The sequence below is a fragment of the Schaalia sp. 19OD2882 genome (assembly GCF_018986735.1).
Classification (GTDB): domain Bacteria; phylum Actinomycetota; class Actinomycetes; order Actinomycetales; family Actinomycetaceae; genus Pauljensenia.
The window spans coordinates 819616-833567 of record NZ_CP065521.1 but is presented as its reverse complement, the minus strand read 5'-3'; the positions used below and the strand labels follow the sequence as shown (position 1 = coordinate 833567).

14 protein-coding genes are annotated in these 13952 nt (G+C 67.1%); 6 read left to right on the top strand and 8 right to left on the bottom strand.

Features of this window, described 5'->3' with window-relative positions:
• Positions 1–7 precede the first annotated feature (7 nt).
• The gene (ychF, locus tag I6B53_RS03680; RefSeq protein WP_216764908.1) at positions 8–1108 is read right to left on the bottom strand and encodes a redox-regulated ATPase YchF; all 1101 of its coding nucleotides are present in this window, start codon (positions 1106–1108) and stop codon (positions 8–10) included.
• Between the two features lie 209 nt (positions 1109–1317).
• Here ychF and I6B53_RS03675 point away from each other — a divergent pair, with 209 nt between their 5' ends.
• On the top strand, positions 1318–2352 hold the full coding sequence (locus tag I6B53_RS03675) for a hypothetical protein (RefSeq protein WP_216764907.1): 1035 nt from the start codon (positions 1318–1320) through the stop codon (positions 2350–2352).
• A gap of 133 nt (positions 2353–2485) precedes the next feature.
• On the opposite strand, the gene I6B53_RS03670 is transcribed toward I6B53_RS03675, so the two are convergent.
• A complete protein-coding gene (locus I6B53_RS03670) occupies positions 2486–3547 on the bottom strand; it encodes a 4-hydroxy-3-methylbut-2-enyl diphosphate reductase (RefSeq protein WP_216764906.1) in 1062 nt (353 codons plus the stop codon).
• A gap of 339 nt (positions 3548–3886) precedes the next feature.
• Between I6B53_RS03670 and xseA the strand changes: the two genes are divergently transcribed.
• The 3 genes from xseA (at position 3887) to I6B53_RS03655 (ending at position 6453) form a co-directional block, all read left to right on the top strand.
• Positions 3887–5161, top strand: a complete 1275-nt coding sequence (gene xseA, locus I6B53_RS03665) for an exodeoxyribonuclease VII large subunit (protein ID WP_253953958.1) — start codon at positions 3887–3889, stop codon at positions 5159–5161.
• A gap of 45 nt (positions 5162–5206) precedes the next feature.
• The gene (locus I6B53_RS03660) at positions 5207–5440 is read left to right on the top strand and encodes an exodeoxyribonuclease VII small subunit (RefSeq protein ID WP_216764904.1); all 234 of its coding nucleotides are present in this window, start codon (positions 5207–5209) and stop codon (positions 5438–5440) included.
• 74 nt (positions 5441–5514) lie between these two features.
• Positions 5515–6453 (top strand): carbohydrate kinase, encoded by a 939-nt coding sequence (locus I6B53_RS03655; RefSeq protein WP_216764903.1) that lies wholly within the window; start codon positions 5515–5517, stop codon positions 6451–6453.
• A 17-nt stretch (positions 6454–6470) separates the two neighbouring features.
• Here I6B53_RS03655 and I6B53_RS03650 read toward each other — a convergent pair whose 3' ends face one another.
• The gene (locus tag I6B53_RS03650) at positions 6471–7232 is read right to left on the bottom strand and encodes an isoprenyl transferase (protein ID WP_216764902.1); all 762 of its coding nucleotides are present in this window, start codon (positions 7230–7232) and stop codon (positions 6471–6473) included.
• 313 nt (positions 7233–7545) lie between these two features.
• On the opposite strand from I6B53_RS03650, the gene I6B53_RS03645 reads away from it, so the two are divergent.
• Together I6B53_RS03645 and greA are read left to right on the top strand one after the other, a co-directional pair.
• Complete coding sequence (locus I6B53_RS03645; RefSeq protein ID WP_216765317.1) at positions 7546–8232, top strand: hemolysin III family protein; 687 nt, start codon at positions 7546–7548, stop codon at positions 8230–8232.
• 162 nt (positions 8233–8394) lie between these two features.
• Entirely contained in the window at positions 8395–8874 is a 480-nt protein-coding gene (gene greA / locus I6B53_RS03640; protein WP_216764901.1) for a transcription elongation factor GreA, read from the top strand.
• 68 nt (positions 8875–8942) lie between these two features.
• Here greA and I6B53_RS03635 read toward each other — a convergent pair whose 3' ends face one another.
• The 5 genes from I6B53_RS03635 to I6B53_RS03615 all read right to left on the bottom strand — a co-directional run bounded on the left by I6B53_RS03635 (position 8943) and on the right by I6B53_RS03615 (position 13932).
• The gene (locus I6B53_RS03635) at positions 8943–10436 is read right to left on the bottom strand and encodes an AI-2E family transporter (protein WP_216764900.1); all 1494 of its coding nucleotides are present in this window, start codon (positions 10434–10436) and stop codon (positions 8943–8945) included.
• Between the two features lie 324 nt (positions 10437–10760).
• Positions 10761–11159 (bottom strand): FKBP-type peptidyl-prolyl cis-trans isomerase, encoded by a 399-nt coding sequence (locus tag I6B53_RS03630; protein ID WP_216764899.1) that lies wholly within the window; start codon positions 11157–11159, stop codon positions 10761–10763.
• Positions 11160–11249: 90 nt separating this feature from the next.
• Positions 11250–12179, bottom strand: coding sequence for a Bax inhibitor-1/YccA family protein (locus I6B53_RS03625; protein ID WP_216764898.1), 930 nt, complete (start codon positions 12177–12179; stop codon positions 11250–11252).
• Positions 12180–12341: 162 nt separating this feature from the next.
• Positions 12342–13307: a ketose-bisphosphate aldolase gene (locus tag I6B53_RS03620; protein WP_216764897.1), complete on the bottom strand. Its 966-nt coding sequence runs from the start codon at positions 13305–13307 to the stop codon at positions 12342–12344.
• Positions 13297–13932 (bottom strand): class II aldolase/adducin family protein, encoded by a 636-nt coding sequence (locus I6B53_RS03615; protein WP_216764896.1) that lies wholly within the window; start codon positions 13930–13932, stop codon positions 13297–13299. Before I6B53_RS03615 ends, I6B53_RS03620 begins: the two co-directional genes overlap by 11 nt.
• Positions 13933–13952 lie beyond the last annotated feature (20 nt).

Here is a 13952-nt window from a genome sequence, read left to right as displayed (position 1 = left end):
CGACACCTCACTTCTTCCTCCCAGACGTGAGCCCCGTACGGAACTCCACCACGTCCCCGTCGGCCATGACGTAGTCCTTGCCTTCCATGCGCGCGCGGCCGGCCGCGCGCGCCTCGGCCACGGAGCCGTAGTGGACCAAGTCGTCGAATGAGACGATCTCGGCCTTGATGAAGCCCTTCTGGAAGTCCGTGTGGATGACACCGGCAGCCACCGGAGCGGTGTCACCCTTGTGGATCGTCCACGCGCGCGCCTCCTTCGGGCCGGCCGTCAAGTAGGTCTGCAAGCCAAGGGTGTCGAAGCCGACGCGCGCCAACTTGTCCAGCCCGGACTCTTCCTGGCCGGAGTCCTCCAACATCTCGCGAGCATCGTCCTCGTCCAATTCGACCAGCTCGGACTCGAATTGGGCATCCAGGAAGATCGCCTCCGCGGGAGCCACCAGCGCGCGCAACTCCGCCTGCTTGGCCTCGTCAGCCAAACCTGCTGCATCCATGTTGAACACGTAGATGAATGGTTTGGAGGTCATCAGCTGGAAGGACTTGACCGCGTCCTGGTCCAGCTTGGCGCCCTCGGGACCGGAAAGCAGATGCCCCTTCTCCAGCAACGCCAACGCCTCGCGCGCCGTCTCCAGCACGATCGGCTCCGTCTTCTTGCCGCGCACCTCCTTCTCCAGGCGCGGGATGGCCTTTTCCAAGGTCTGCATGTCAGCCAGGATCAGCTCGGTCGAGATCGTTTCGATGTCCTCAGCCGGGTCGACCCGCCCGTCGACGTGCACGACATCCGGGTCCTCGAAAGCGCGAGTCACCTGGCAGATCGCATCGGCCTCGCGAATGTTCGCCAGGAACTGGTTGCCCAGCCCCTCACCCTCGCTGGCGCCGCGCACGATTCCGGCAATGTCGACGAAGGACACGGTCGCGTGCAACTTCCTCTCCGAGTGGAAGATCTCGGCCAGCGTGTCAAGGCGCGGGTCCGGCAGCGGCACCACACCGACATTCGGCTCGATCGTCGCGAAAGGGTAGTTGGCAGCCAGCACGGTGGCGCGCGTCAACGCGTTGAACAGGGTCGACTTGCCGACATTGGGCAGTCCGGCGATTCCGATGGTGAGAGACACGCCTGCCATTCTAGGCGAGCCCGTCCCCGCCCTCGTCGTCGCGCATCCGCGCCACCGCGCCGGCCCCGCCTCGTCCTCGTCCTCGTCCCGGATCCACAGCCCCGGTGCCGGCCCCCTTCGTCCACAGGTGGCCCCGGGCGTTTCCGCCTTTTCACAGGACGAGGGCGGGCTCCTTGAACGCCGCATTGCGCGCCGTCAAAAGTCGGCACATGGAACTCTCACTTGCAGGCTTGGTGCCTTTGCGCGGACGCCACGAGACTCAGCGCCGAGGACACGATCTGGTGCTCATCCGGCACGGCTTCGCCATTCCGAATCCGCCCGATGCCTCCGACCTGCGGCCCTGGCAGGCCAATGACCTTGTGGCACGGGCGCGAATCCTGGCCACATGTCTCTCCCACGCCGGCCCTCCGGTCTTCTCGCTCGAATCCGCATTGCGGCTTCACGGACTGCCGACTCTTGACAGCAACCCGGATGTCACCTTCCACACGGCGACTCGGCGCAATGCGCGCATCCTGCCACCGGTGGCCATCGGACCCCACCTGGTTGCCTCGGTGAGGGCCCGTTGGACTTCTCCTGCGCTGTCGACGGCGCCGGTGCAGGCTGCAGGAGTCTGGGTGGACGATCCCGCAGAATGCGCGGTGCGAATGGCAATGATGCGCCCGTTCCTGCACGCGATGGTGGCAGCCAGTTCGGTCCTGCGACACCTCAGCGGCTTCAACCGTTTCGAACAGGAGTCTTCCCGGCTCGCCGAAACACGGGTCAGGCATCGCTTGATCGCGATGGTCGAGGCTCTGGGGCACAGGCGAGGAGTCGCACGGGCTCGCCTTGTCCTCACACACGCCGATGCCGGCGGCGAAAGCGTGGGAGAAAGGGTCCTGCTCGCGCTGCTGCTGTCGATGGCCCCAGAGCTGGTCGAAACCCAGGTGAAGGTCGTAGCAAATGGGCGTCTGTACTTCCTGGACTTGGCCATGTCCATTCTGAAGATCGCCTTCGAGTTCGACGGCGTGCTCAAGATGGGCTCCGACCCGGAGCAGTTCCGCCGCGCCCAACATGCTCTGCTGGCCCGTCAGCGCGACCTGGAGGAAGCAGGTTGGACCGTCATCCGTGTCGGCTGGGTGGACTTCTCGGACTTGGCGGCCCTGCGGGCCAGGATCATCCAGCGGATCGAACGCGTGACCGGGCGCGAGGTCCAACTCAGTGTTCAGGCGCGCCAGATCTGGGCACTGCTGGTCGCCGACAGATGAGCGGCGGTCTTCTGCGACGGATCTGACGTCAAAGGCGAAAAATAGCCCGTCGTTCTTGACGTATCAGAGGCGTCATTGACTGCTGATCCACGAATGGCAGTCAAGAACGCCATCGTCGGCACAGTGTGGGTCCTCAGCTCGTGTGGTCAGGCCCGGCCTGGCGCCTGGCATGCGGGCGCTGGTCGACCATTCCGTGCTCCTTGAGGGCCGCGCGCAGGTTCCTCGGCAGTGCAAAGGTCGTCGTTTCGGTCTCGGTACGCACCTCTTCGACATTCGGGAAGCCATGCTCGCCCAACCAATCGACAACCTCTCGCACAAGGATCTCGGGCACCGAAGCCCCCGAGGTCAAGCCGACCGTCGACGCCCCGTCGAACCATTCGACCTGCAACTCGTCGGCCTTGTCGACACGATGTGCGGCACCAGCCCCGGCCTCCAGGGCCACCTCGACCAGGCGCACGGAGTTCGACGAGTTCGCCGAGCCGACGACCACCATGACATCGACCTGTGGCGCAATGGACTTCACAGCGATCTGACGGTTCTGGGTCGCGTAGCAGATGTCATCGGAAGGCGGATTGACCAGCAAAGGGAAGCGCTGGCGCAGGCGGTCGACGGTCTGGTTGGTCTCGTCGACGGACAAGGTGGTCTGCGAGAGCCAGACGACGCGCTCGGGGTCACGCACCTGGACCTTGGAGACCTCGTCGGGGGTACCGACGACCTGGATGTGTTCGGGCGCCTCACCGTAGGTGCCTTCGACCTCTTCATGGCCTTCGTGTCCGACCAGGACGATGTCGTAGTCCTCGTTGGCGAATCGCACTGCCTCGCGATGCACCTTCGTCACCAGCGGACAAGTGGCGTCAATGGCGTGCAGGCCGTGCGCATCAGCGGTTTCGCGAACCATCGGCGAGACGCCGTGCGCGGAAAAGACCACATGGGCGCCTTCGGGCACCTCGTCGGTTTCCTGGACGAATACGGCGCCACGTTTGGTGAGCATCTCCACGACGTACTTGTTGTGGACGATCTCCTTGCGCACGTAGACGGGCGGGCCGTACAGGTCCAGTGCTTTCTCCACCACGTCCACGGCGCGATCGACCCCTGCGCAGTATCCACGTGGTGCGGCCACCAGGACCCGTCCGGTGCCCGTGGGAGCAGGGGCGGAGGCGGTTTCAACCAGGGGCTGGTTCGTCTGGAGCGTCATGGCTCCAACCCTATCGGGCACCCGGTCCGCACCCCTGGCCAGGAGCAGGTCAGAGCGCTCACACAGGCACCCCTCCCCCGGCGTCACCCCCTTTGCACTTCGACCACCCCGATTCCGCACACAATGCGGACCCACAGGTGCTGGTGAAACAAACCTGAATCGTGCTGACCAGCGCATTCGTTCGGCGACCCGGCGGTGCCGGCCGCGCATTGTGTGCGGTATCGAGGGGGCAGCAGGCGGAACCGGTGCGGAATCCAGGGGCGGTAGGTGCATGTCGCCCGGAGGCGCCCGACAGGCCCCGCCTCCAGCGGCCAAGCCCGTGTGTGCCATCCTTGGACCGTGCCCCAGACTTCACCCGCCGGCAACCCGCAGCCCTTGGCCGCCAAAGCCGCCGACACCACCCGCGAGAACCCGTGGCCGTTGCGCCTGTTGGCGGAGAACATCCGCCGTTACGTCGACCGGATGTCGGAGATGTGGGTCGAAGGTCAGGTGGTCGAATACCGCCCGAGGCCCGGCACGAAGATGGCCTACTTCGTCCTGCGCGACCTGCAGGCCGACATGTCGATGCGCGTGTCGACCTTCGCCGGGGTCATGGAGGCGGTGGGCCCCGGCTTCGAAGAGGGTGCACGTGTCGTGGCCCGCATTAAGCCGAACTTCTGGGAACGTACGGGTTCTCTTGACCTGCGTGCCAAGGAGATTCACCTGCAGGGCATCGGCGACCTGCTGGCACGTGTCGAGGAGCTCCGTCGGCGCCTTGCCGCGGAAGGCATCTTCGACGAGGACCGGAAGAAGCCCCTGCCCTTCCTGCCGCGAATCGTCGGACTGGTGTGTGGCCGCAATGCGAAGGCGAAGGAGGACGTCATGGTCAACGCGGCTGCGCGTTGGCCGGGCGTGCGCTTCGAGGTGCGTGAGGTCGCCGTGCAGGGCAACGCCGCCGTGCCGCAGGTCTGCGGGGCCGTCGAGGAACTTGATGCGATGAGCGGCGTAGACGTCATCGTCGTCACCCGTGGTGGCGGTGCCGTGGAGGATCTGCTGCCGTTCTCCGACGAACGCATGGTGCGTGTGGTGGCAGCGGCCCGAACCCCCGTGGTCTCGGCGATCGGGCACGAATCCGACGCACCCTTGCTGGACCTGGTGGCCGACCACCGCGCTTCGACTCCCACAGATGCCGCACGTCGTGTGGTACCTGACCTGGCCCAGGAGTTGGAGGGATTGACGAGGGCGACGCAGTCGATGCGTTCCCGCATCGCCACCCGCCTTGCCCAGGAGGAGCATGCACTGGAATTGCTCACCTCGCGCCCGGTGTTGCTCCAGCCCTCGGCGGTGCTGGAGGGCCACTTCAGCGTGCTGGATGCACACATGGCGAGCCTGCGCCGCGCAGTGGAGCGGACACTGGAGCGTGAGGGTGCGCTTCTGGCGCATGCCAGTACCACCCTGAAGGCGCTGTCACCCCAGGCCACCTTGGAGCGGGGATACTCGCTGCTGCGCACTCCCTCGGGGGCTTTGGTGCGCAGCGCCGAGGAGGTCAAGAAGGGGGACCTGTTGGAAGGCGTTCTGGCACGAGGGCGCCTGGTCGCCCAAGTCGTCGGTGCGACGAAGCCACCGGCCCCCTGACCAGCCCCAGCCCCGCCCCCACCCCTGACGACCCCGGAGAAGCTCATGACCAGACAAGAACGTCCCGATCCCCAGGCCCTCAGCTATGAGGAGGCCCGCGACGAGCTGGTGGCCATCGTCCGCCAGCTCGAAGGCGGACAGGCGCCATTGGAAGCCACGATGGAGCTGTGGGAACGCGGCGAGGCTCTGGCGGGGCGCTGCCGCACGGTGCTGGAGGATGCTCGCGCACGCCTGGATCGCACCCAGGCGCAATCCAGTGTGTCCGAGGCCACCAACTGAGGCGCGCAGGCCGTTAGACTGACCTGCGAAACCGCGTGTTCCCGCAAGCCCGCACCCCCTCAGGAGGAACTCCGATGGACCTCGCCACCACGCCCCACGTCCTCGCGATCGGCGAAACGCTCATGGACATCGTCCAGCCCTTCGGTGCCAGTGAGCCTGCCGCCGAGTACCCGGGTGGTTCCCCTGCTAATGTCGCAATGACCCTGGGGCGATTGGGGCGCACGGTCGTCCTGCAGACGTGGATCGGTGACGACCTGCGCGGGCACGCGATCGATGCGCACTTTTCCGCCTCTCGCGTGCACATCACCGCCGAGTCGCACGGCGCCCATCACACGTCGACCGCCTTGGCCTCCTTGGACCAGCGTGGCGCGGCCACCTACACCTTCGACTTCGACTGGAGCCCCACTGCGCCCATCGCAGTGGGCGAAGCCGCTCGAATCGTGCATGCCGGGTCGATCTCGGCGACGACCACACCCGGCTGCGACGCGGTTCTCGACGCGTTGCAGCGCGCACGCGCCCACGCGTTGGTCACCTACGACCCCAATGCACGCCCGAGCCTCATGGGCACGCCCGAACAGGCACTGGCCAAGGTGGAGCGTTGCGTCGCCCAGGCCGACGTGGTCAAGGTCTCCGACGAGGACATCGAGTGGTTGACCGGCGGGCGCGACATGGACGAGGTCGTGGCCGCTTGGCTGGAACTCGGCCCGAAGTTGATCGTGGTCACCCGCGGCAAGAAGGGCGCGTTGGCCGTGTCCGCATCGGGTGTTCGCCTGGAGTCCGTGCCCGGGGACGTTGTTGTCGTGGACACGGTGGGGGCCGGTGATTCGTTCATGGGCGGCATCCTGGACGCCCTGTGGGAGCTGGGCCTGCTCGGCGCCGAGGGCCGCGAGCGTCTTGCCTCCATCAGTCGGGACGAGGTCGCAGCCATCCTTGCGCGGGCCGACCGGGTTGCCGATGTCACGGTGTCGCGCTCGGGCGCGAATCCGCCGTGGGCGGACGAGCTCGAAGGCTGAGACTGCCGCGTTCGACCTCAACGCCCCATGCGTCGCTCACGCTGGGCGTAGGCACGCAGCGCCCGCAGGAAGTCGACCCTGCGGAAGTCGGGCCAGTAGGTCTCGCAGAAGTAGAACTCGGAGTGCGCCGACTGCCAGAGCATGAAGCCCGACAGGCGTTGCTCGCCGGAGGTGCGAATGACCAGGTCAGGGTCGGGCTGGTCCTTGGTGTACAGGTGGGCGCCGATGTCGGCGTCGCTGAGGGTGTCGGCCAGCTCTTCCAGGCTGCGCCCCTGCTCGCCTGCCGAGCGGATCAGGGCGCGCACGGCGTTGGTGATCTCGTGCCGCCCGCCGTAACCGACGGCGATGTTCACTGTCATGCCCGCGCTCTGGGAGGTGGAGTCCACGGACATCCGCAGGTCCTGGGCGACGTTGTCGGGAAGCAGACTCATGTCACCGACCAGCCGCAGCCGCCACGGGCCCTGCTGCGCCAGCGAGGCCACTGCGGCACAGATGATGCCGAGCAACTCCTCCAGCTCCTTCGACGAGCGCGACAGGTTGTCGGTGGAGAGCATCCACAGGGTGACGATCTCGACACCGACCTCGTCGGCCCACCCGAGGAACTCGGCGATCCGGCCGGCGCCCGCACGGTGCCCCTGGGAGGTGGTGGCGCCCGTGGCCTTGGCCCAGCGGCGGTTGCCGTCCAGTATGACGCCGATGTGGCGCGGGATGGACTCGCGGCGCAGCGAGCGCATGACACGGCGTTCGTAGAGGTCGTAGAGCAGGTTCCACTGCGCCACTTCGGGCCTCCTCGGGTGTGGGGGTCTCGCGTGCGGTCACTGGCGTGCGTGTCGTGTGGGCGGGGCCTCTGTCGCGACCGGAGCACGCCACGCATGGTTCATGACGTGCCAGGACGTGCGGCAGTGTCCACTGCGATCAGGGTACCCCTGAGCGACGGGTGCAGGTCGCCCTCGGTACCGGGACACCCACCCTACGGTGTAGTAACCTACGGTTGCGTAGGGCAAGGGGTTCGAACGCCCGCCGGGCGCTGTCCCCTTGGTCCCAAGTCCCCCGGAACGCCCGGTGGACCCTCGAGGGAGTGGTGGAATGAGCATGAAGATCGCTTCGCTCAAGCCGACTCAGTGGATCCCCGACCAGCTCGTCGCGATCAAGCCGCATCTTCGCGGGTGGATTCACCTGGTCACCGCCCCCTTGTCGCTTGCCGCCTCAATCGTCCTGACCGTCCTTGCCCCGACCACTGCCACGAAGTGGGGGGCCGCAGTGTACTTGGTCGCCTCACTGGTGCTCTTCGGTGTGTCGGCCGCCTACCACCGCTTCTACTGGGCGCCGAAGTGGGAGAACTTCTGGAGGCGCTTGGACCACTCGAACATCTTCCTGCTCATCGCCGGGACCTACACCCCTTTGTGTCTTGCCCTGCTGTCCTCTCACGACGCCATGGTGATCCTGCTGATCGTGTGGTGCGGCGCCTTGGCGGGCATCCTGTTCAACCTGTTCTGGTTGAACGCCCCACGCTGGTTGCTGACATTGGTGTACGTCGTGCTGGGATGGGTGGCCATCGCCTACCTGCCACAGTTGTGGGCGGCGGGCGGCCCAGCCGTCGTCCTTCTGATCTTCGCGGGCGGCCTGCTGTACACGGCCGGCGCCGTCATCTACGCCTTGAAGCGTCCGAACCCGTCGCCCACGTGGTTCGGCTTCCACGAGATCTTCCATGCGTGCACGGTGGCCGCGTGGACCTGCCACTGCGTCGCCGTCTACTTGGCGGTCCTCGGAGCGGCCTGAGGGGGCGAGGGCGGGGCTGACGCCCTTCGTGAGCCCCGGCGGCACTCCGGCACCCACCCTCATTTCCTGCACGGAGCCGGATCAGTGGCACACTTGCTCTAGTTGAGTGAGTCCATCTGCCGGCACCACCACGGTGCCGGCTCTCATTTTCCGGAGGTTCCCATGGCCGACACCCAGTGGCTGACCCAGGCCCAGTACGACGCGCTGCAGGCCGAGCTGACCGAACGGGTCGAGGTCACGCGCCCCCACATTGCCAAACTCATCGACGCCGCCCGCCAGGAAGGCGACCTGCGTGAGAACGGCGGCTACCACGCGGCCCGCAATGAGCAGTCCCTGAACGAGACCCGCATCCAGACCCTGCAGGAGATGCTAGAGAACGCCGAGGTGGGTGAGACCCCCGCCGATGACGGTGTGGTCGAAGCCGGAATGGTGGTCAAGGCGCGGGTCGCCGGGCGGGAGATGGAGTTCCTGCTGGGATCACGTGACGCCGGCGGCGACCTCGGCGTGCAGGTCTTTTCGACCCAGGCCCCCTTGGGTGCCGCCGTCAACGGGGCACGCGCAGGCGAGACCGTCAGCTACGAGGCCCCCAACGGCAAGACCATCGAGGTGGAGATCATCTCCGCCACCCCCTTCAAGGGCTGAGAGCTCCCCGCCCCGACCTTCACGCCTTGCGTTCGGGGCTCCCATTCGTGTCCGTGCCGGACACTCCCTCAGTTGACTCGGCCACCCGACTGGTCGGGTTCGGCCGGGGAGTCGGGCGCCACGCCCTCGCCTACGAGCGGGCGCGCGCCTTCGGCTTCCTCCGCTGCCTTGAGACGGGCGCGCTCCTGGGCGGCAGCGGCCTCCTCTTCGTCGACGACTCCGTCCCCATTGGCATCCAGCGGGGCTTCGGCCACCATGACGACCGGGGCGGCGCCCTCACGCTTGTAGGAGGAGCGGATCATCTCCGCCAGGTGCCCGGGCGCCCCACCGGGTCGGTCCTTCTTCGTGGCCAGTTCGGGCACCGGGTCGTAACCGTGCAGGTACAACATGGTGGCGTTGAGGAAGGCGGCCACCGGCACGCCGAAGACCGCACCGGGAATACCGGCCACGGCGCCGCATCCGGCGACCACCAGCAGCACGGCCATGGGGTGCAGTGACACGGCGTTGGACATGATGAAGGGCTGCAGCAGGTTTCCTTCGACCTGTTGGACCACCAAGATGACGACCAACATGATGACGCCCGCGGTCAGGCCCTTGCTGACCAGCGCCACCAGGACCGCGATGGACCCGGACACCAGCGCACCCACGATCGGCACGAAGGAACCGAAGAAGACGACGACGGTGATCGGCACGGCCATGGGGATGCCGAGGAATGCGGCACCGATGCCGATGGAGACCGCGTCGATTGCGGCCACCTGGATCTGGCCGCGCACGTAAGCGCCCAGGGTCACCCACCCGCGGATCGCCGACTCGTGGACGGGCACCCGCGCCGGTTCGGGGAGCATGCGCACCACCCAGATCCAGATGCGGCGCCCGTCCTTGAGCAGGAAGAACAGGCAGAACAGGGTCATGGCCAGTCCGGAGAGCAAACTGATGACGGAGCTGGTCACCGACAGGGCACCGGAGGCCACGGTCTGGGAGTTCTTCTGCAGCCAAGCGGTCACCTCGACCTGGACGGTTCGCTGGATGTGGTCCAGCGCCGAGGTGTCGATGTTCAGGGGCAGACTCTTGATCCACTCGATGGCCTCGGTCAGACCGAGGTTCGCCTGCCTGATGAGGTCCGGGACCTGAAGGGCGATCTCCGTGCCCGCTCCGGACAGTGTGGCCACGACGACGGCCAGGGTGATGACCAGTCCCAGGGCGGCCGCCAACGCCCGCGGGAAGCGGAGCCGCCGATGCATCCACTCGACCATGGGCGAGATCAGCACCGCAAGGAGCAAGGCGATGGCCAGGGGAAGCAGGATGAAGGACAGTTGCACGGCGATCCACGCCAGGCCCGCGGCGGCCGCAGCGACGACGATCGCCCGCCAGGACATGGCGGCCGCCACACGCAGCGACCACGGGACAGCGGACTGTGCGGATTCGTCGCGCAGGGACTCACTGGCGTGGAATTCGATGGCGGGACCGCGCTCATCCACCTTGCGCCGCTCCGGGCGTTGCGTGACGATGCGGTCGAGCAGGTCGGCAAACCCCCACCACTGGCGTGAGTTCTCTGCGCTCATGTGTCCTCCTCGCGTCGGCGTTCACCCAAGAGTAGCCGCGGGCGCCCACGTCAGCGCGACCAGGACGAAGGCCGGGCGCCTCGTGGGCAGGACCTGGACCGTGCGGATGCCCCGCAGCAACTCCCCGTCCTCGCCAAGCGGGTCGTCCTGGTCGTTGCGGGCAGGATCCTCGGGTGTTTCTTCGTGGGATTCGCTGTCACTGCGCCCATCGGATCTGTGAGATTGCTCGCCGACTGAGTGCGAGCGACCTTCGCCGGGCCCCACCCTGGATGCGACAGAACCCCCGCACACACGGTGCAGGGGTTCTGAGTGGTGCCGGTGGGATCAGGCGACGCCGAGGATGTCGGTGACGAAGACCAGGGTGTCCCCGCCTCGAATCCCCGCCTGGGGAACGCCGCGCTGACCGTAGCCGTACTCGGAAGGGATGGACAGCAGGACACGTGAGCCCACACGGTGTCCGACCAGGCCCTCGTCCCAGCCGCGGATGACCATTCCGACGCCGATCTGGAAAGTCAGGGCGCCGCCGCGGTCGTAGGAGTTGTCGAAGACCTTGCCGTTCCACACCTGCCCCAAGTAGTGGCAGTGGATCTCGTCGCCGGCTTCGACCACCTGGCCCTCACCCTCGTGCAGGACTTCGACCAGCAGCTCAGGCGAGGGCTCGGTCGAATCGAAGGTGAGGACGGGCTTGCGACCGAAGTCGCCGGTGACGGTGATGTTCTCCACGGGGGGTCCTTTCGACGGGGGTGGCGCACGCAGGCGCCCGGGTGAGGGCGGCTCCCAGTCGAAGCGGGTGCCGCCGGAGTCGATCGAGGGTCAGTCGCGCAGTCTGGCCAGCAGCTGCAGGATCTCCAGGTACATCCACACGATGGTGACCATGAGGCCGAATGCGCAGGCCCACGCGTAGCGGGAGGGGGCGCCCATCTGGATGCCGACCTTGGCCTGGTCGAAGTCCTGGATGAGGCACAGGGTGCCGATGCCCACGGCGATGAGGCCGACCAGCACACCGACCTCGACCTGCAGACCCAGGATCGAGATCGTCGTGTTCGAGAAGGAGGTGCCGATGACGCCGAAGGCCACCAACAGCATGTTGACCAGGCGGTAGACCAACAATCCCACCAAGCCGATCAGGGCGATCTTGGCCAACTTGGGCGAGTTGCGCACGATCCCCATGGTGAACAGCACCAGGGTCACCCCGAAGACGGCGAGCGTGGCCAGGACCGCCTGGATGACGATGCCCGGGTACAGGTGCTCCATGAGCATCGAGAAGGCGCCCAGGGCCATGCCTTCGAAGGCCGCGTAGGCCAGAACCAGGGCGGGCCGGATGGTCCGCGAGAAACTGTTGACCAAGGCCAGGACGAAGCCGCCGATGAAGCCGACGGCGACAAGACCGAAGAGGATCGACGAGTTCATGGTGGCCGCCCACCACGACACGGTGCCCACGGCCAGGAGGAGCGCGAAGGACAGGCCCGTCTTGACCAGGACGTCGTCGAAGGTCATGCGGCCGCGGTCCACTGCGTCGGCGGCGGGCGCCTGCCATGCGGCCTCCATCGCCTGCTGGTCCCACCCTGACGGGGCGGACTGGGAGATGGGCCCACCCTGCTGGGTTCCCCGGTGGGGCGAGGGTGGGGCGTACTGCGTCTGGGCGCCGGGCGCACCGACCTGGTAGCCGGGCATGGTCGGGTATCCGGCCGGAGTGGTGCCCGCCCACTCTCGCTCGAGCTTGTTGAAGACCGGGTTGCTCATGGTGTCCTCCACTTCGGGCGCACGCACGGCACCCTCAGTGAGAACTGAATCATGTACGCCCGACAAACGCCACCTCTGGGCGCCTCGGGTCTCTCCGCCCGTGGCGAACGGGGCCCGGCCGACCTCGCCGGGCCCCGACGCCCGCACTCGACCTGCCGGTCCTCAGACCCGATTGGTCGAACCGAAGACCTCCATTGCGCGCGCGACCGCGACCTGCATGGCCTCCATTCCCGCCCTCGTGACCTCCCACGGGTCGACCTGGTCCCGATGGGCACCCATCCACGCGCGGGTGGCGCCGGTCCACGCCAAATTCGAGTCGGTGCCCTGGTTGATCTTGCGCATCCCCAAGGCGACCGCCCGACGCTTGTCCTCGGCGGTGATCCCTGACGAGGGCGATACCCGCCCGCCATGGGCGTTGACGCGGGCCACGTCCTCGTGCGGGCAGGTCGAACTGCCGTGGAGCACCAGGGCCACCTCCGGCAGCGCCCGGTGGACCTGCTCGATGAGGTCGAAACGCAGCTCCGGTTGGGCGCCCACGGGGAACTTGACCGCTCCGTGGCTGGTGCCCACGGCCAGGGCCATGGCATCCACACCGGTGGTGCGGGCGAAGTGGACAGCGTCCTCGACGCTCGTCGTCTCGAAGTCGAAGGCCCCGCGCATGCCGGCGCCTTCTCCCCCGCCGCCGACCGTGCCGACCTCGCCTTCGACCGACACCCCTGCCCCTGCGGCCAAGGTGACCACGCGGAGGGTCTCGGCGATGTTGTCCTCCAGGCTCAAGGGCGTTCGACCGGCCTCGTCCCTGGAGGCGTCACGCATGACCGAGGTGAAACCGCAGTCGATGGCGCGGGCGCAGTCCTCGTAGGTGCGCCCGTGGTCCAGGTGCAGGGCCACCGGCACCTGCGCCGTGGCCTCCACGACGGAGCGGGCCAGCGGCCACATGATCGCATCCGGCAGGGTTCCCACTCCGGCGATCATCTGGACGATGACCGGGCTGTGTTCCCGGTTCGCCACCTCGACCACGGCCGCCACCTGCTCCAGTGTCGAGCAGTTGAAGGCACCCACCGCGTAACCGCCCCGCTCGGCCTCGACCAGCAGGTCGGACATGGGGCGCAAGAACTCAGAGGGCATGGTCCAACCCCAGCTCGTCGTAGGAGAGCAGGCTCAGGTCACTGGAGATCGCCTTGGCCGCCCACAGGATCTTCGCCGCCGACTCGACGGCCACGGCGGTTTTGAAGGCCGTGCGCAGGTCGGGGCCCACGGTGAGGATCCCGTGGTTCGCCCACACGACAGCATTGAGATCACCCATGACATCGCACATGGCCTCGCCGAACTCGCGGGAGTTGGACTGCTGGAAGGGCATGATCGGCACTTCGCCCTTGGTGTAGATGATCATGTTCACCATGGACCCGGCGATCGGGGTGCCGGCCACCCCGAATGCGTTGGCGAAAACCGGTTCGGCGTGGACGATCGCCTGCGCATCCGGGCGGCGCTCGTAGGTGGCCAGGTGGACGTCGATCTCCGAGGACGGGGCGTGCGAGCCGGAGTGGACCGCGCCGTCCATGTCGACGATGACCATGTCAGTGGCGGACATCCGGTCGTACTCGATGTCCGAGGGGGTGACCATGACCAGGTCCGTGCCGGGGATCCTCGCCGAGATGTTGCCCTGGGTGTTGAAGTTGAGTCCGTACTCCATCGACTTCTGGCAGTAGTAGAGGATCTCAAAGGCGAGGGGAAGATGAGCACGGTTGAACATGGTGTGTCCTTTCGTCGGGG